Origin of the sequence: Hoylesella timonensis 4401737 = DSM 22865 = JCM 15640 (assembly GCF_000455445.1) — a bacterium.
GTDB lineage: Bacteria > Bacteroidota > Bacteroidia > Bacteroidales > Bacteroidaceae > Prevotella > Prevotella timonensis.
On record NZ_HG417092.1, the window covers coordinates 299,577 to 318,340 of the forward strand.

Genomic DNA, 18,764 nt, shown 5'->3' on the forward strand with positions numbered 1-18,764 from the left:
TCAGTAAACCACTTCTCGTTACCCAACTTATTCTTTTGTCTGTAAAAAGTACAAGATATAATTTTTTCTTCCAACGCATTTCATTAACTTTGCAGAAACAACATCACAACTCTTACTTATTATTATAACAACCAATGGATATTACTAAACGTAACGGCTCTACCGAGCAATATGACAAAGAGAAAATTGCCACGGCCATCAAGAAGAGCTTTATCAGTACGAAACACGAGATAGACGACGCCACCATCTACAAAATGGTACAATCGGTAGAAGATATCGTTTGTACCAACCACATCAAGCAAAATGTGGAGAGCATTCAGGATGAGGTGGAAAAGGCGCTGATGAAAAACGGTTATTACGCCGAAGCTAAGAGTTTTATCCTGTTCAGATGGCAGCGAACCGAGATACGTCGCACTTACAGGCGCATCGCCGAAGATTTGCAAGACGAGCATATCACAGAGGTATTGAAACACATTGCCGCAGACTATACAGACAAAGAATATAGTATATTGCTGCTCATTGACAAGTATGCCAGTTTCAGCAAAGCAGGCATGACAGCCACCGAACGCATGGATGCGCTTATCAAGGCAGCGGTGGAGCTTACCACACAAGAGGCTCCCGAATGGGAATTCATTGCAGCCCGACTGCTCAATTACCAACTCAACAAACGCATCGCACGCTTTGAAGACAGTGAGGGACTGATGTCTCTGTATGACAAGATGAAGTTCTTGACTGACAGAAATCTTTATGGCGCATATATCTTGCAACAATACAGCAAAGCCGAAATAGAACAAGCGGCAACATTTATGGATGCCAGTCGCAACCACTTGCTCAACTACTCGGGACTGGAACTACTTATTAAACGCTATGTGATTCGTAATTTTGATAACAGTCCCATTGAGAGTGTGCAAGAAATGTTCTTGGGAATAGCCTTGCATTTGGCGATGAACGAACCACAAGACCGCATGACATGGGTACAACGCTTTTACAACATGCTGAGCAAACTACAAGTAACCATGGCAACCCCCACCCTTTCCAATGCGCGTAAACCATTTCACCAACTGTCAAGTTGTTTCATTGATACCGTTCCCGACAGTTTGGAAGGCATCTACCGAAGCATAGACAACTTTGCGCAAGTGAGCAAGTTTGGCGGTGGCATGGGACTCTACTTTGGTAAGGTGCGCGCTGCTGGCGGCAGGATAAGAGGCTTCAAGGGTGCTGCAGGTGGCGTTATTCGTTGGATGAAATTAGTAAACGACACGGCCGTTGCCGTCGATCAGTTAGGCGTTAGACAGGGTGCGGTGGCTGTTTATCTGGACGTATGGCATAAGGATTTACCCGAATTTTTACAACTTCGCACCAACAATGGCGATGACAGGATGAAAGCACACGACATTTTTCCCGCCATCTGTTACCCCGATTTGTTTTGGAAAATGGCGGAAGAAAATCTCAACCAAGACTGGTATATGTTCTGTCCCAATGAGGTGATGACCGCCAAAGGCTATTGTTTAGAGGACTTCTACGGTGAGGAGTGGGAGAAACGCTATTGGGATTGCGTGCATGACAGCAACATTTCACGAAGAGTTATGTCTATAAAAGAGATTGTCAGACTTATCCTTAAATCGGCTGTGGAGACGGGTACTCCCTTCACCTTTAACAGAGACACGGTGAACAGGGCCAACCCCAACCACCACAAAGGCATCATTTACTGCTCTAACCTCTGCACGGAGATAGCACAAAACATGTCGCAGATAGAGGAAATATCAAACGAGATACGCACCGAAGAGGGCGACACCGTAGTGGTAAGAACCGTGAAACCGGGCGACTTCGTAGTGTGCAACCTTGCCAGTTTGTCGTTGGGACACCTGAAACTGGAAGACGAAACAGAGATGAGAGAGGTTGTGTCAAGTGTGGTAAGAGCTTTGGATAACGTGATAGACCTGAACTTTTACCCTCTTCCTTTCGCACAAATCACCAACCGCACCTATCGAAGCATCGGCTTGGGCGTGAGTGGTTATCATCATGCGTTGGCCATAAGGGGCATCAAATGGGAAAGCGAAGAGCATCTGTCGTTCGTAGACAAAGTGTTTGAGCGCATCAATCGTCTGGCTATTGAAGCCAGTTCGGACATAGCAAAGCAAAAGGGAAGCTACAAATACTTTGAGGGTAGCGACTGGCAAACAGGCGAATACTTCACCAAGCGACAATATACATCGCCCCAATGGAAAGCACTTGCCAAGAAAGTAAGCCAACAGGGCATGCGCAACGCCTACCTCTTAGCCATCGCACCCACCAGCAGCACAAGCATCATCGCAGCCACCACGGCAGGCGTAGACCCTGTGATGAAACGGTTCTTCTTGGAAGAAAAGAAGGGTGCCATGTTGCCCCGAGTTGCTCCAAGCTTATCGGATAAAACCTATTGGGTATACAAAAGCGCATACCTGATAGACCAATCGTGGAGCATGAGAGCCGCAGGAATAAGACAGAAACATATTGACCAAGCACAAAGTGTCAACCTATACATCACCAATAATTATACCATGCGGCAACTGTTGGGACTGTACACCTTGGCATGGCACTGCGGTGTGAAAACTATCTACTATATCCGAAGCAAATCGTTAGAGGTAGAAGAGTGTGAAAGCTGCGCCTCATAAGGCAGAAACAAATTGATGTGATGACAAGTTAATGGGGTAAAAAGCAGACTATCAACTCGTAAACTCGTAAACTATAAACTCGTAAACTCGTAAACTATCAACTCGTAAACTAAAAAAATATGACACAATTAAAGCGCAATTCGCTATTCAATCCAAACGGAGATACAGACCTACGATTGAGAAGAATGATTGGGGGAAACACCACCAACCTCAATGATTTCAACAACATGAAATACCAATGGGCAAGCGATTGGTACAGGCAAGCGATGAACAACTTTTGGATTCCAGAAGAAATCAACCTCACCCAAGACACAAAAGACTATCCACGACTGGACAAAGCCGAGCGCACTGCCTACGACAAGATATTGAGTTTCTTGGTTTTTCTCGATTCCCTGCAAAGCAACAACCTGCCTTCACTGTGCGAATACATCACAGCTAACGAGGTAAACCTATGCCTGCACATACAGGCTTTTCAAGAGTGCGTGCACAGTCAGAGTTACAGTTACATGCTCGACACGATATGCAGCCCCGAGCAACGCAATGACATTCTGTATCAATGGAAAACAGATGAGCATCTGTTAAGGCGCAACACCTTCATCGGAAATTGCTATAACGAGTTTCATGAAAAGCAAGATTTGTATGCACTGATGAAGACCTGTATTGCCAATTTCATCTTGGAAGGCATCTACTTTTACAGTGGTTTTATGTTTTTCTACAATCTCAGCCGCAACGGAAAGATGTCCGGGTCGGCACAAGAGATACGCTACATCAACCGTGATGAGAACACTCACCTGTGGTTGTTCAGAAACATTATCAAAGAATTGAAAAAAGAAGAGCCCGAAATGTTTACGCCCGAAAAAGTGAAAGTGTACGAAGAGATGATGCGAGAGGGCGTTCGTCAGGAAATTGCATGGGGACAATATGTGATTGGAAACGACATTCAAGGACTCAATGCGCAAATGGTGACAGACTACATTCATTATCTGGGGAACCTGCGTTGGCACAGCCTGGGCTTTGATTATCTGTATGAGGACAATCAAAAAGAACCCGAAGACATGAAATGGGTAGCGCAATATTCTGACCCGAACATGGTAAAGACCGACTTCTTTGAGGCAAAAAGTACGGCATACGCTAAGAGTACAGCCATTGAAGACGACCTATAAGCGCGAATAAACATGCTCAGTATTGCCGTTGTTGGTGGTGGCGCAGCTGGCTTCATGGCTGCCATCACCGCCAAAAGACAAATGCCGAATGCCAACGTCTGCATCTTTGAGAAAGGGAAAAAGGTGTTGGCGAAAGTGGCTGTGACAGGTGGTGGGCGTTGCAATATCACAAACTCGTTCGCACAAGTAACCGACTTGAAGCAGGTGTACCCACGCGGCGACAAGCTCATGAAACGCTTGTTTAAGGTCTTTGGCTATCAAGATGCGTACCAATGGTTTGAGGATAATGGGGTTAAACTCACCACACAGGCTGACCAATGCGTGTTTCCACAATCACAAACATCACAATCTGTCATTGATTGCTTGATGGGATTGGCACAGCAATGGGGTGTGGACATCTATACAGAGCATTGTGTAAAGAAGATTACTCCACTGGAAAATGGAGACATCAAGTTGTATTTTGTACGGCAAGAGCCATTGGTTTTTAACCGTGTAGCTATCACAGTAGGAGGAACACCGCATGCGAAAAAACTGCAATATCTGTCGGACATAGGACACAAAATAGAACCGCCATGTGCTTCATTGTTTACATTCAGCATTAAAGAGCAACGTCTTACAGAACTAATGGGAATCTGCGTAGACCCCGTCTATCTATCCATTCCTGGCACAAAACTGCGAAGTGAAGGCACACTGCTTATCACGCATTGGGGATTGAGCGGACCGTCAACGCTCAAATTGTCGGCTTATGCCGCCCGAATACTCAACGAGCGCAACTATCAGTTTGATGTTTCAGTCAACTGGATTCACACCACCAATACTCAAATTGTAGCAGACACACTGCGACAAACCGCCATGGCAAATGCACAAAAGCAACTGCACTCCGTCCGACCTTACATGTTGTCCGCACGCTTGTGGAACTATTTGATTGGGCGTGCAGGATTCTCCGTTCAGCAAAAGTGGAATGAGTTGGGAAGCAAAAGTATCTATAAGTTGACCGAAACTCTCACTAACGACACATACACCGTAGCAGGAAAAGGTACTTGGAAAGAAGAGTTTGTTACCTGTGGCGGTATCAGTTTGAAGAGCATCAACCTTACTACGTTAGAGAGCAAGGCATGTCCAAATCTGTTTTTTGCAGGCGAAGTGGTCGATGTCGACGGCATCACAGGGGGATTTAACCTACAAGCGGCATGGACAATGGGCTATGTCGCTGGACTAAATCTGACGAATACGTAACATAACCATCAACCACAGCACCTCATTTCTACTAAGAAATAGAAGAACACGAGGATAAACCATCTTGTCAAACCTCCCTTTGAATAAAAGTTCGTTGCGGTAGGTTGCGTTCACTTGCTGGTCAATTCCCGTCACAGGCCTATCAGTTGACAGCAGCACTAACAGCACATGCAGGCTACAGCCCACCGCCACAGCGGGTGCGACATTCAGCAACGCCGCACCCTACATGACACACGCCACCACTGGCTGAGTCTTAATTTGCGTCATACCCAAAAATCACAAAGCCAGTTTCAGTCTTTTCTTACTCAGGTAAGGTCACCTGGAACAGCCTACTATCCACATGCTCTTTCTGTACGATCTGCACCATTTGCCTTACAATGTCTGGATGCAAAGCAGCCACATCGTGGTCTTCGTGCAGGTCGGAAGCAAGGTTATATAAGTGTGGCGTGCCCTTTATCACCACCATCTTCCAATCTCCCATACGCACGCCTATCTGGTTGGTCTCGTGAAACTCCCAATACAAATATTCGTGTTTAGTGGTCTGCACTCGCCCAAGCAGCGTTGGGGCAAACGATATACCGTCGAAGTAATCAGTCTTTACTTTTCTGTTCCTGTATTTTTTCTCATAATCCTTTACACCCGCCAGCTCGCAGAAAGTAGGCATCAGGTCGTAAAAAGCCACCTGCAAATCGGTGCTTGTACCCGCCTTGATATGTCCTTTCCACCATGTGATGAAAGGAATACGGATGCCCCCCTCGTAGCATTGTCGCTTCAAGCCTCGCAGCTTGCCGTCTCGCCCAAAGAAATCGGGGTCGGCACCACCCTCCTCATGGGGACCGTTATCACTGGTAAACACCACAAGCGTATTTTCGTCCAAACCTTTCTCCCTTAGTTTCTTGAATATCTGTCCCACATACATGTCCAACCGGGTAATCATGGCAGCAAACTGGGCATGCGTGTGTGTCACAGCATTGTACCTGCTACCCTCGTTTCCTCCCCATGTCTTGTCCTCGAAAAACTTACGCTCGTAGAATGCTACCAGCGAATCATCGGGCTGCACCAGCTCAGCGTGAGGCAGGGTATAAGTAAAGATACCAAAGAAAGGATGTTTCCCGTCTTGCCTGTCGAGCCACTGCAAGGCACGCTGATGTATCATGTCTGCAGAGTATTGTGTACGCAGAGCATACTGCTTGCCAAACATAGGATAGCGTATGTTTGCATCCAGCACCACCCTTCTCACAGCCGTATCACCCCGCTGCCTGCTGTACTCGTTCAGGAAGTTTGGATAATACAGATGAGCCTGAAACTGGCAGATGTAGCCATAAAACTCATCGATGCCTCGCTTGTCGGGCGTTGACACCGAGCCTTCATACCCTCCTGCCCACTTGCCAAACATCCCTGTTCGATAACCATTGTCTTTCATTATCTCTGGCAGAATCACATGGCTGGGGTCATAGGGATGCTGACCAACAACAGAATAGTCTTTGTTTATGCCATAGGTTACCAATGGCACGTCACGCCAATACTCTTTGTTGCCCCTGACGGCAGTATGCCCAGTGTGTTGCCCAGTCATCATGCTTGCTCTTGAGGGTGCACTTACAGGCGCACCGGCATAGGCCTGCGTAAAGCGCATGCCTTCGCTGGCCATGCGGTCGATGTTGGGTGTGCTGATGTATGGCTGCCCATAACACCCCAAATCGCCATAACCCATATCGTCGCACATAATATAAATAATGTTAGGTTTGGTTAGCTTTGCGGCCTTAGGGTGTCCTTTTGCCATTACAGGTGTAACTGCAAATGCCATTACACCTGTAACCATGATGTTTTCTCGAATATCAAAGTGCTTCATGTTTATTTATTTTGTCAATCCAAACAGCTGGTTGTAACCAGGATTCTGTGTCAGTTTAGGATTCAGCACAATTTGGCTTGTGGGTACCATCATGAGGTAATACGCATCCAGCCAACCGCCTGCCACCAACGGACTTTCATAGGTATAAATCCAACCACTTCCCACCGTGTTGTTTTCTGCACTGGCTTTGCCAGATGACTGTATCTTCTCGTAATCGACAAACTGTCCAGAATAACTATTCTTTCTGGGTGCATAGATATTGTCTTGCGCTGTGGTCCAAAGTCCGCAGGGCTGGCGGTTGACATAATAGGCAGCCTTTGCCCAACGGCGAACGTCATAAAATGCGAACCCCTCGCCAAAGAGTTCTGTTTGACGCTCTCGCCTGATCTCCCACAACACAGGGTCTACGTTGTAATTGCCAAACTTGCCACCTTTGCCTGTCCACCATGGAGCATTGCCCTTGTCTCTATCAGGGTCAAAGTCGGCATCTATTTCAGCTACTTTCATGAGTGCAACTCCTGAACGTAAACGCAGCTTGTTGATGGTCGCATCGGCAACAGACTGGTTGAATATTCCAAGTTCCCATGCGGCTTCGGCATAATTGAGCAATACCTCTTCTATCTTGAAGATAGGCTTGTCGGCAGTGCAAAAAGCAGATGAACCAGTAGAGAATTCCCACATATCGTAATTCTTCCAAAAATAATATCCCGTGCGGCACCTCATAAAGGGGACTCGCGAATCGGTGGTGAAGTTAGGACTTACTGGTGTAAGAGCAGCTCCCCAGTTTTGTCCAGGGCATCTCTTCATGCCCTTTCCACCATACATGCCGCCTCTTACACACTGGTCGTTGACGCCCATGTAGTCGATGTAGAAACGATATTTGGCTGCCTCGGCGGCTGTCACTACATGACCTTGATTGTTGTCGCCAGCCTTCAAAAATCGCCAACTCCTGAATGAGTGAACATTATCCGCTGCTCCATTGTTTGGCGCCACTACATAAGGAGGCTGTATGTTTTGGTACAATCGGGGGTCGCGACCAGCAAAAGTGTCCCACATATCCTTGCCTTTTCCACCTTGATAGCCCGACTTGGGGTTTGCAATGGGGTAGCCGTTCTTCATCAGAAACATATCTACTGTATATTGCGGCACATCGGCGGCATTGGCGGCTATGTGTTCGTAATCATTATAGCGGTGCATCAGCATGTTGTCTACAAACTCCTTGGCCAGTATAACGCCGTCCACACCCTTCAAGTTCTCTGTGGTCCAGAGCTCACCGTAGCCTGCGGCATCTTCTTTCTCACTGCCGCATCCTTTGTACAGCGTAGGATAGGCATCCATTAGTTCCTTGGATACCTTGATACATTTGTGGAGATAAGCCTCGTAAGGTTCGTCCAGTCCGTGATATTTAGCCCACGTTGCCTCTCTTAACAAGAAACGAGACAATGCCGCCTTTATTGCATGTGCCGTAATGGTGTTGTCACCGTCGTGCTGCGTCCCGATGTTGTCTGCGGCGTATTCCAGACGGGCAATGATGCTATCTGCCACCACGGCTCGAGGCGTACGTGGCCCATACGCTGCCTCATCGTTCTCACTCAGCACCTTGTTTACCCAAGGTACGTCGCCAAAACGATCTACCAGCTCCATATACCAATAGGCAGAAAAGAAATAAGCCACCGACCGCCAATGTGCTGCTTGTGCCGCTGTAAGGTGTCCGTCACCAAGATGGCTCAACAAGATGTTGATACGACGGATGTATGAGAAGTCCCATCCTCCCCCGTCGGTAGTGGGCATCACCGTTTGGTAGGCATAAGGATTTCGCTGGTTGTCCCGATGGGTTACCAAGCCTCCGTACATATCCCCATAAAATTGTGCGTTGACATAACAGCGATTTATACTGGTACGGATAGTCGTATTGGTAAACATCTCATAGCATGGGTTGATAAAAGCCTTGAAGTTGTCGTTTTCCAAAAAGGCATTGTCTTCTATCATGTCCGTGACAGGATACTTGTCCAAGAAGGCATCATTGCAAGAAGACAGCGCCACCATGACCAATAAGGTTAATATAATCTTTTTCATGTTATTTGCTTGTTGAGTTAGAAAGTAATGCTTGCACCAACTGAGATGGTACGATAATAAGGATACGTCCAGGAAATCCCGTTGCTTAAAGCATTTGCATGTGAGCCAGCGGCCGTTCCCTCTGGGTCATACCCTTTTGGCAAAGATGTGAAAGTGGCCAAGTTTTCCATGCTAAGGAACACCTTGGCACTGCGAATAAACAGGTTGTGTATCCATTCTTTTGGAAGAAGGTAAGAGAGAGTGACGTTCTTGACGCGCAGGTATGCAGCGTTCTGGAGATACCTATCACTTATCCTTGTGTTTGAACGGATGTTGTTGCCTTGGTCGTAAATACGGAATAACTCGCAGCCAGGATTGGCAGCCACCATGTAGTCTGGGCTGCTGGGATCGTAGCTCTTAGCTGTCCAATAGTCTGTCTGGTTATAGTAGAGCGGTTGGAATACCGCATCACCAGCATCAACACCAGCAAAAGGAAACAGAGCCGACCCACCCAGCCAATAGTCACGCTTGCCAACGCCTTGCAACAATACGTCGAGACTGAGGCCCTTGTAGCTGGCACCTATGTTCATACCAAACTGATAACGCGAGGCGTTGTTGCCTATAACTTTCCTGTCGCCTGCCTTCTCCACGGTGCCTTCCCCAGCGGTAATAACACCATCACCGTCCAGATCCTTGAACTTCATGTCGCCTGGCTGCGGGTTGTAGCCATTAATTCTGGTCACTCCTTTGTTCAGCACCCAGGTTCCCTTTCTTGCCGCATCTCGGTCGAAGTCACCAATGGCATAATAGCCATCAGCCTCATATCCCCAGATTTCTCCTATACGCTGCCCTACATAGTAATCTGACAACAGCCGCGACTCGTTGTTGAACTTGGTAATCTCTGCCCAACTATCATAAACGTTTAGTCCTATCCTGTAGTTTAGGTTGCCTACATTGCTGCGCCAAGCTACACTCAACTCCCATCCTTGGTTCTTCATGTCGGCCACGTTTTGCAAGGGAGCTGTCGTTCCCACTACCTTGGGAATCTCTATACCCGCTGCTAACATTCCTGTGGTCTTACGGTTATACCAGTCAAAAGTAGCATTAAGCTGGTTGTTGAAAGCATAAAGGTCGCATCCAACATTAAAGGTAGTTACTTTTTCCCATGTAAAACTACTGCTTACAAGTCCCGGTGAGGTAATGTAAGTAGTCTTCCCTCCTGCATCTAAAATGTAAGTACCTGCACTGTTTACAGACATTGTAGGCGTGAACTGATAGGGGTCGATACGCTGGTTTCCCACTGTTCCATAAGACGCACGCAACTTAAGATCATCCAGCCACGACTTGGACGCACTCATGAACTTTTCCTGCCCCAATCTCCAACCGGCACTTACAGACGGGAAAAATCCAAACCGATTATCTTTCGGGAACTTGGACGAACCATCGTACCTGCCGTTCAATTCAAATAAATACTTATCGGCATACACATAGTTAAAACGTGCAAAACCACTCCTGATGGCATATTCAGAATACTTGTCTATGATTTTCTTTTCACCCGTTCCACCTTCAAACGATGGCACGCTTGGAGTGGCTTGCGCCAATACGTTTCCATAGAAGTACCGATAATAATACTCCTCTTGGTTGAAACCAAACATCGCCTTGAAGGCGTGGTTTCCCCATGTATGTTCGTAATTGGAGAAAACGTTCAGAGCATTGTATTTCGCAGTGGTGTCGTACATTCTGTAAAAGTCTTGTCCTTTCTCCGTTGAATTCTTTGCGGCCAACTGAACATCAGCAAAGCGAAACCTGTCCGAATAAAACTGATAATGAGTGTCTGTTCGATTGTAGGTGTATTCACCTGTGATAATCCAACCAGGCAAGAGTTTGAAAATGGAACGGAGCGAGATGCGTGGTACGGATTTCTCTTCATGAGAGACAGGAGCCAACCGTATCATGTTGGAAGGTGTTTGCGAGGGCAAACTCTCATTAGTTCCCAATATTTTGCCTGGTATGTCACCTTCTGGATAATAATTTATCAGCCTTGTTGTGTAATAGTGATTCATGTTTCCGACAACCTCTGGTTTTGAGAGATCAGAATTTGTGTACGAGATGTTGGCCTCTTGCGTGTACCACTTCAAAACATCAGCCGCTATGAATCCGTTGATTGTCTTGCGTTCAAACATGTCCTTATTGGTAATCAAGGGTCCATCTTCCTTGCTGAAACTACCAGAAAGCCTGTATCTGATACGGTCTGTACCTCCTGAAACCGTCAGGTTATGGTTTTGAATGGCACCTGTTGTCATCATATTCTTGGCCAAGTCATTCTCGTTCAGCCAATACACCTTTCCATCTGCATCCTGGAAGATACCGTCTCCTACCGTTGAAACAGAAGAAGGATTTTGATTATATTTGTCAAGATAGTCACGCCACTTGGACACTTCACCATTGCCAGCCCAATACGAATTGGAATAGCCCGCTTCCATGTAGGCATTAAGATATTCCCTGAGTGACGACTGCTTCAAGAAGTTTGCGGTTTGTTCCCACCCCACATTGAAATTATAGTTGGCTGAGAAGTGTTCGTTGGACTTGGGATGTTTCAACGAAACAAGTATGACACCACCTGCTGCACGCGCTCCATAGATTGCCGAACTGGCTGCATCTTTCAGCACAGTGACGCTTTCAATGTCGTCAGGGTTTAGTGTGCTCAGGTCGCCTTCAACATTGTCTATAAGCACCAATGGGGCACCGCCGTTGATGGACAGCGTACCTCTGACGTTAAGAGACTTTGCCACACCCGGTCCAGAACCACCACCAATGGTGAGTCCGGGCATGGCTCCCTGCAATGCCGAAGCAGCACTTACCACAGGTCGGTCGCCCAAGACGTCTTCCATTTTCACCTGTGCCACAGACCCTGTGAGATTTGCCTTCTTTTGGGTACCATAGCCTACGACAACGACTTCGTCAAGTGCTTCGATATTACTCTCCAAAATAACGTTCATCCCAGCGGTCGCTTTCACTGCTGTTTCCTTCATTCCTACATAGGAAATCGTCAGCATGGCACCCTCTGGAACATCAATGACAAACTTCCCATCAATATCGGTTACCACACCTTTTTTAGCTCCTGCCTGCTTAACAACGGCTCCTACGATTGCTTCACCAGAGGTATCTACAACCATACCCTGAATCGTTCGCAAGTTCTTTTGAGTTTTCCGTACGGGTTGTATCAGAATATAACTTCCATTCACAGAATAGGTGTACCCTGTGCCGGCAAGCAAATCAGTCAGAACTTGCAGTACATCCGTGTCTTTCTGTGTTAAGGTGACAAGGCGATCGGCATTGAACTGCGACACATTGTATTCGATTTTATACTTCGAGAGCTGCTCTATCCGCTCGAAAGCCTTCTTCAGAGACATACGCTCTCCATTGAACGACACACGTTGCGCATGGATGGAGATTGTTCCGACCATAAGCATACACAATGCCAATCTCAAGCAACAAATTACTCTTTTATTCATACATGGTTTATAGTTATAGGTTTAATTTCATGGGTAAGACGTGAAAGCTGGCGACAACACCCAAAGTAATAGTGTTAAATAATCATAACAATTAAAAAATACACGATGTGAAGCCTCTTTAATGCTACTCAAAGTAAATATCATTACCTTCTACCCGATAGGCAATACCTGGAATGAGGCGTTTGATGACATAGAGAACGTTCTCCAACTTCTCGTTCTGATTGAAATGTGCACGGATACGCTGCTGAGCATATCGACCGTTCAGTAAATGGCATTTCACATTGTACATCCTTTCAATTTGTCGCAGGGCTTCTTTCAAAGAGACATCTGTAAGCTGCAACTTGCTCTTTCGCCATGCGTCGCTCATCTCATCACCTACTTGCTGCACAACCACTTTTCCTGTGGATGGAACATACACCAACTGCTCGTTTGGCACGAGAAAGTGTGTTCCGTCATGAAACCTGTCGTGCACAGCTACGACTACCTTTCCCGCTTTCAAGGTTACAGTCACGGCATCCTCACCAACATAGCTTTTTACATTGAAAGATGTACCCAACACTTTAGTCTGCAAGCAACGTGTGGTTACCACAAAGGGGCTACTTCTTTTAGCAACTTCAAAGTAGCCCTCGCCCGACAAAAATACCTTGCGCGTTTTTTGTACAAATTCTGTTGGATAAATAAGTGTAGATCCTGCATTGAGCCATACCTTGCTGCCATCTGGCAAAACAATGTTTTTTTTCTGTCCATAGTCGGTCATAGCCTCAAGAAATTCCACCTGATCCACCTGCTCTGCTTTTTTGGAAGTCTGTATATACCAGTAGGCAGAGAAAGACATAGCCATGACGGCAACCAGCCATGAGGCAGCAAAAATTCTCCAACGAGGGCGCATGACAACGTCTTCCGCTTTGGTCGCGTTGCCAGATACCAGCGACAAGTTGTTTTCAACCTGCATCAAGGCGATGTCCAGCTCATCGTCGTGCAGTGTGGCATGACGTGTGTCATCCCATATTTTTTGCATGGTATCGTCTTTTTCTGCCAATATTCGCTCATCTGCCAAGTAGCGGAAGACACGCTTCTTCGTGCGACTGGAAACATTGTGATGAAAGAAGTATTTGATGATGGTGTCTCTATATTTCATATTGTCTGCTTTATATCAATGACGAACTTCCGTCAAAATACACCCAAGTTGTTAACAATTAATAAGAAGAGATAAACTATTTTTCTTAACTGCCGTAACGCTAAATTAAGGTGATTCTCTGCGGTTTTTTTACTGATAGACAGGGCTTTGGAAACTTCTTCAAGGTTTAGACCCTGCTCTCTGCTCATTCGGTAGACAGCTTGCCGCTTTGGTGGCATTGTCTCTACCACCATATCTACAAGCAACCTCAACTCCTCACGCTCCAAGTCTTCAAAAGGAGACGCAGAATCTAGAAGACACATCCCTTCGTCAATGCGCTCAATGACAAGTTTCTTCTTCCTACTTCTAATATAATCCAAGAAAGTATTGCGTGCCGTCTTAAACAGATAGGCATCTAAATTTCGAACAGCAACAAGTTGGCTGCGATGCGTCCACAACTTCACAAATACCTGCTGCGCAATGTCATCAGCATCGCTTGCCTCTTTTGTAAGTCCTAATGCAAAAGCACGTACACGAGGATAATATTGTCTAAAAACTGCCTCAAATGCAGATACGTCACCAGAGGCAAGCCGCACAAGATAGTTGTTTATGTCCAATTTTACGAAGATTGAAAGGGATGTCGTTGTCCCCCACTTTACAATAGTGTATTTGTTGCGTTGACAAATGTACGCAAAAAAAGGCAGTTTACAGACATTTCAGCTCCCAAAACAACATCTATTTTTATAAACGCCTGTCCATACAGACCTAAAGAAAAGATAAAGAAGCGGCTAACCTCCTGCTAAAAAGACTCACATAAAAAGATTAGATTTGTGCCATCAAAAAAAAGTCGTACCTTTGCTACATCGTACACTTGAAACACAACGGTTTCCGAGTGACTCGCAGCACTGCAAAGTAGAGCATCCAACTATCTAAAATAAAAGAGCATGTCAATCAAAAAATGGGAAACATTAAAGTCTGATTATATCATCAAACGACCGTGGCTGACGGCTCGTCGAGACGAGGTAAAACTGCCCAACGGCGTGATTCACGACGAATACTATGTGCTGGAATATCCCGATTGGGTAAATGTTATAGCAGAAGACTGCAAGGGAAACTTGATTATTGAACGCCAATGGCGGCACGGATTAGGCATTGTGTCGAATGAAATTTGTGCTGGCGTGATAGAAAAAGACGAAGAACCGCTCGACGCTGCCAAGCGAGAACTGCAAGAAGAGACAGGCTTTGGTGGAGGAACATGGAGCAAACTCATGACCATCTCTCCCAATCCCAGCACCACGAACAACCTTTGCCACTGTTTTTTGGCAAAGGGTGTAGAATCAATCAGCAGTCAACACTTGGACAAGACCGAAGACATCGAGTTTGAGTTACTGCCTAAAGCCGAGGTCTTCGAGATGCTCAAGAATGGCGATTTCATGCAGGCACTGATGATAGCTCCTTTGTGGAAATACTTTTCTGAACATCTGTAAGGCGCATTCATCGTTCCATGGACGCACTACCCTCTATCTCTCTAAGTATCTTCACGCCCTCTTCAACACTCGAAACGTTGCTCACATGCAACATGCGTTTGCCTTTCACCTCCTTTAAGTCGCAGCGACGGGCATGCTGGGCAATGTAGTTGAGCACGCTATCAAACGCCTTACTCTTATAATATGCACTCATGGGATTGCTGACGAACTGCAAGGTCATGTTTCCTTGTTTCAGTATGAGTTTCTCACATCCCAAGCGTTTGCCCACTCGCCGCAATGCCACGACATTCATCAGTTCTACACCTTCATGCGGAACAGGACCAAACCGGTCTTCCAACCTCTGTTTATAAGTCGTCAGCTCATTATCATCTTCAATATTATCCAACTCGCGATACAACAACATACGCTCGCTGCTTCCTGGCACATAGTTATCGGGGAAATACATTTCCAAATCACTCTCCACGGCACAGTCGTCCACGAAATCGGCGCCCGACACCACCTCTCCACTTGCAATAGACTCTTCGTAAAGGTCGCTGAACTCGTCATTACGCAACTCGGTAACTGCTTGTGAAAGGATTTTCTGATAGGTTTCGTACCCCAAATCCTCCATGAAACCGCTCTGTTCTGCCCCTAACAGATTTCCTGCCCCACGAATATCCAAGTCTTGCATGGCGATATTGAACCCGCTACCCAACTCAGAAAACGTCTCCAAAGCTTCGAGACGTCGGCGCGCTTCGGGTGTGAGAACCGACTTAGGGGGTGCCAACAGGTAGCAAAAGGCTTTACGATTGCTTCGCCCCACACGTCCTCTCATTTGATGAAGGTCTGACAATCCGATGCGATGAGCATTGTTGATGATGATGGTATTGGCATTACTGATGTCAATACCATTCTCAATAATCGAAGTTGAGAGCAATACATCGTAATCATGATTCATAAAGTCTATCAAGACATTCTCCAACTGTTCGGGCGGCATCTGACCATGCCCAATCGCCACGCGGCAATCGGGTACATATTTTAGAATCACCTTCTCTATCTCGGGCAGCGTAGAGATACGGTCGTTCACAAAATACACTTGTCCGTTTCGGCTCATCTCAAAGTTGATGGCATCGGTGATGATTTCGTGTCCAAACGTACCTATCTCCGTGTGAATGGGATAACGATTGGGAGGCGGCGTGCGCATAATACTCATGTCGCGCGCGCCCATCAACGAGAATTGTAGGGTACGGGGAATGGGCGTTGCCGACATGGTGAGCGTGTCAACGTTAGTCTTCAGCTTCCTTAACTTTTCTTTCGTTGCCACTCCGAACTTCTGTTCTTCATCGATGATGAGCAAACCTAAGTCGTGCCACTTCACCGACTTTCCCAACAGCTTATGCGTTCCGATGATGATGTCGATGCGCCCTGCCGCCAAATCCTCCAACACCTGACGGGTCTGTTTCGCACTTCGAGCACGGGAAAGATAGTCCACATTCACGGGCATGCCCTGCAAACGTTCCTTGAAAGTCTTAAAATGTTGGAAAGCAAGCACCGTGGTTGGCACCAGCACCGCCACCTGCTTGGAGTCGCAAGCTGCCTTGAACGCTGCACGAATGACGACCTCCGTCTTGCCAAACCCTACATCGCCACACACCAAACGGTCCATGGGACGCGCTTTCTCCATGTCGCCTTTCACCTCTGCCGTTGCCTTCACTTGGTCTGGGGTATCCTCATATAAGAAGCTGGCTTCCAATTCTTGTTGCATAAAGGTATCAGGACTAAACGAAAAACCTTTTTCATGCCGACGCTTGGCATAAAGCTTGATGAGGTCGCGCGCGATGTCCTTGATGCGCTTCTTTGCCTTTTCTTTGAGCCGTTCCCACGCACCTGTTCCCAATGTAGACAAACGAGGAGGTTCACCAGTATCGCTACGACGATACTTGGAGATTTTATACAGCGCATGTATCGAAACATCTACAATGTCGCCTCGCTGATAGATGATGCGAATCATCTCTTGATACGTATTGCCTGTAGGAACTCTCACCAAACCTCCAAATTTACCAATACCAAAATCAACATGCACAATAAAGTCGCCCGGCTCCATTTCCTGAAGTTCTTTAAGCGTGAGTGCCATCTTGCCAGCTCGTGCCTTATCCGACTTGAGGTTGTACTTATGGAAGCGTTCAAATATTTGGTGATCAGTGAAACAGCATAGTTTAAGTTGATGATCGATGTACCCTGCATGGATAGAAGCCCCCTTACCAGTCCCCTTCTCAGCGTCCTCCGTTGCTGGTCGAGCACTCGGAGCCTGCAACTGCAAGTAAGCTCCTACTCCACTGGAAGACTCCGCTGCAAGTTGAATGGGGATAGAGGAATTATTTTCTTGCTGCGCCTTCATGATTTCACGAAGTCGCTCTACCTGTTTTCCACTCTCCGCAAAAATATACAAAGCATACCCCCGATGTGCATAATTCGCCAATGTTTGGTACAGCAAATCAAAGTTTTTATGAAATAGGGGTTGTGGAGTAATATCAAAAGAAATAGAGACTTGAGGCGTCATATCAGATTGTTGGCCAAACTGAATGCGCTTAAAGCCTGCCATGTCTTGCAGAAATTGACGTCCACTAATGAGCTGTTGCTCCTTTTGCCAAGCATGCATCAATTCTCGTTGCTCCACCTCGGTAGCACCTTCCAACTGTTCTTGCATCACTTGCTTGGCAAATCCTTCGTTGTATATGCGCTCTATGGTGTCGTGAACGTAGGTAAAATCTTGCATTACCAACAAGGCAGTGGAGGGCAATAACTGAAGAAACGGAACTTTATCCTCTTTCATTTCCGACAGTTTGGGCACTATCTGAACTTGCTCTTTGTGTTCTTTAGAAAGCTGATCTTGCACATCAAACGTACGAATGGTATCTACCTCGTCTCCAAAAAAATCAATACGATACGGCCATTCACAACTATAAGAATAGACATCAACAATACTTCCACGCACAGCAAACTGTCCTGGTTCGTAGACATAATCAACTTCATGAAACTCGAAGGCACGCAACGACTTTTTCAACGTCTGCATATCCACCGTTTGCCCCACTGCCACTTGTAGGGTTCGCTCCTCTAATTTATGCTTTGAAACCACCCACTCGCACAGCGATTCGGGCGAAGCAACAATATACAGAGGCTCTCCCGAACTTAGTTTCGACAGCACTTCGGTACGCAGAATTTCGTTAGCGGCATCACGTTGCCCGTACTTTATGGCACGCCGATAAGAGGAGGGGAAGTACAACACTTGCTGACTGCCCATCACCTGCATTAAGTCATGATAAAAATAACCAGCCTCATCGGCATCTTGAAGTACAAATAGGATGGTTTGTTGTAACTTTCCTGCCATGCCAGCAAATAGCATGGGCGCAGCAGAAGCCACGAGTCCCTGTAAGAAAACGGTCTTTACAGATTTGTCCTCTAATGCTTTTCGGAGTGCACCCGCCTGGGGCGAAGCTCCATATAATTGTTGAATGTCTTGTATATTCATCGCAAATGCGTTGAGCATACAAAGGTAACGAAATAACGTGAGAAAGCCCCCTTAAAATATGGCAATATCTATGAAGGAACCTAAAGCATTGGGGGAATATTGCTATCTACATGCCTTCACCTACCAAAACAGACTATTTTACCTACCAAAACAGACTGTTTTGGTGTCCAGAACAGACTG

The 18,764-nt window shown here is 46.4% G+C and carries 11 protein-coding genes; 4 read left to right on the plus strand and 7 right to left on the minus strand.

The annotated features are described in order from the left end of the window. The first annotated feature begins 134 nt into the window (after positions 1–134). The 3 genes from BN35_RS04715 (at position 135) to BN35_RS04725 (ending at position 5,053) form a co-directional block, all read left to right on the plus strand. Positions 135–2,654, plus strand: a complete 2,520-nt coding sequence (locus BN35_RS04715) for a ribonucleoside-diphosphate reductase subunit alpha (protein WP_025072580.1) — start codon at positions 135–137, stop codon at positions 2,652–2,654. Positions 2,655–2,773: 119 nt separating this feature from the next. After that, positions 2,774–3,817 (plus strand): ribonucleotide-diphosphate reductase subunit beta, encoded by a 1,044-nt coding sequence (locus tag BN35_RS04720; protein ID WP_004351072.1) that lies wholly within the window; start codon positions 2,774–2,776, stop codon positions 3,815–3,817. A gap of 12 nt (positions 3,818–3,829) precedes the next feature. After that, positions 3,830–5,053, plus strand: a complete 1,224-nt coding sequence (locus BN35_RS04725; protein ID WP_025072581.1) for a BaiN/RdsA family NAD(P)/FAD-dependent oxidoreductase — start codon at positions 3,830–3,832, stop codon at positions 5,051–5,053. Here BN35_RS04725 and BN35_RS13605 read toward each other — a convergent pair. The 6 genes from BN35_RS13605 to BN35_RS04750 form a co-directional block, all read right to left on the minus strand. After that, positions 5,033–5,266, minus strand: a complete 234-nt coding sequence (locus BN35_RS13605; RefSeq protein WP_145992935.1) for a hypothetical protein — start codon at positions 5,264–5,266, stop codon at positions 5,033–5,035. The genes BN35_RS04725 and BN35_RS13605 overlap by 21 nt on opposite strands. 88 nt (positions 5,267–5,354) lie before the next feature. Beyond that, a complete protein-coding gene (locus tag BN35_RS04730) occupies positions 5,355–6,857 on the minus strand; it encodes an arylsulfatase (protein WP_229039113.1) in 1,503 nt (500 codons plus the stop codon). Positions 6,858–6,908: 51 nt separating this feature from the next. Then, positions 6,909–8,978, minus strand: a complete 2,070-nt coding sequence (locus BN35_RS04735; RefSeq protein ID WP_028901079.1) for a RagB/SusD family nutrient uptake outer membrane protein — start codon at positions 8,976–8,978, stop codon at positions 6,909–6,911. 17 nt (positions 8,979–8,995) lie between these two features. After that, the gene (locus BN35_RS04740; RefSeq protein ID WP_374188030.1) at positions 8,996–12,232 is read right to left on the minus strand and encodes a SusC/RagA family TonB-linked outer membrane protein; all 3,237 of its coding nucleotides are present in this window, start codon (positions 12,230–12,232) and stop codon (positions 8,996–8,998) included. 364 nt (positions 12,233–12,596) lie between these two features. Then, a complete protein-coding gene (locus tag BN35_RS04745) occupies positions 12,597–13,610 on the minus strand; it encodes a FecR family protein (RefSeq protein ID WP_025072584.1) in 1,014 nt (337 codons plus the stop codon). Between the two features lie 32 nt (positions 13,611–13,642). Further along, positions 13,643–14,206 carry an RNA polymerase sigma-70 factor gene (locus tag BN35_RS04750; protein WP_025072585.1) on the minus strand — a complete coding sequence of 188 codons (564 nt, stop codon included), beginning with the start codon at positions 14,204–14,206 and terminating at the stop codon, positions 13,643–13,645. Between the two features lie 327 nt (positions 14,207–14,533). Here BN35_RS04750 and BN35_RS04755 point away from each other — a divergent pair, with 327 nt between their 5' ends. Further along, positions 14,534–15,076: an NUDIX hydrolase gene (locus tag BN35_RS04755; RefSeq protein WP_025072586.1), complete on the plus strand. Its 543-nt coding sequence runs from the start codon at positions 14,534–14,536 to the stop codon at positions 15,074–15,076. A 7-nt stretch (positions 15,077–15,083) separates the two neighbouring features. Here BN35_RS04755 and mfd read toward each other — a convergent pair whose 3' ends face one another. Beyond that, positions 15,084–18,584: a transcription-repair coupling factor gene (gene mfd, locus BN35_RS04760; protein WP_025072587.1), complete on the minus strand. Its 3,501-nt coding sequence runs from the start codon at positions 18,582–18,584 to the stop codon at positions 15,084–15,086. Between the last annotated feature and the right edge of the window lie 180 nt (positions 18,585–18,764).

Coding starts and splice junctions, on each gene's coding strand:
- BN35_RS04715 (WP_025072580.1), top strand. CDS start 135: ATGGATATTACTAAACGTAACGGCTCTACCGAGCAATATGACAAAGAG.
- BN35_RS04720 (WP_004351072.1), top strand. CDS start 2,774: ATGACACAATTAAAGCGCAATTCGCTATTCAATCCAAACGGAGATACA.
- BN35_RS04725 (WP_025072581.1), top strand. CDS start 3,830: ATGCTCAGTATTGCCGTTGTTGGTGGTGGCGCAGCTGGCTTCATGGCT.
- BN35_RS04730 (WP_229039113.1), bottom strand. CDS start 6,857: ATGGCATTTGCAGTTACACCTGTAATGGCAAAAGGACACCCTAAGGCC.
- BN35_RS04735 (WP_028901079.1), bottom strand. CDS start 8,978: ATGAAAAAGATTATATTAACCTTATTGGTCATGGTGGCGCTGTCTTCT.
- BN35_RS04745 (WP_025072584.1), bottom strand. CDS start 13,610: ATGAAATATAGAGACACCATCATCAAATACTTCTTTCATCACAATGTT.
- BN35_RS04755 (WP_025072586.1), top strand. CDS start 14,534: ATGTCAATCAAAAAATGGGAAACATTAAAGTCTGATTATATCATCAAA.
- mfd (WP_025072587.1), bottom strand. CDS start 18,584: ATGAATATACAAGACATTCAACAATTATATGGAGCTTCGCCCCAGGCG.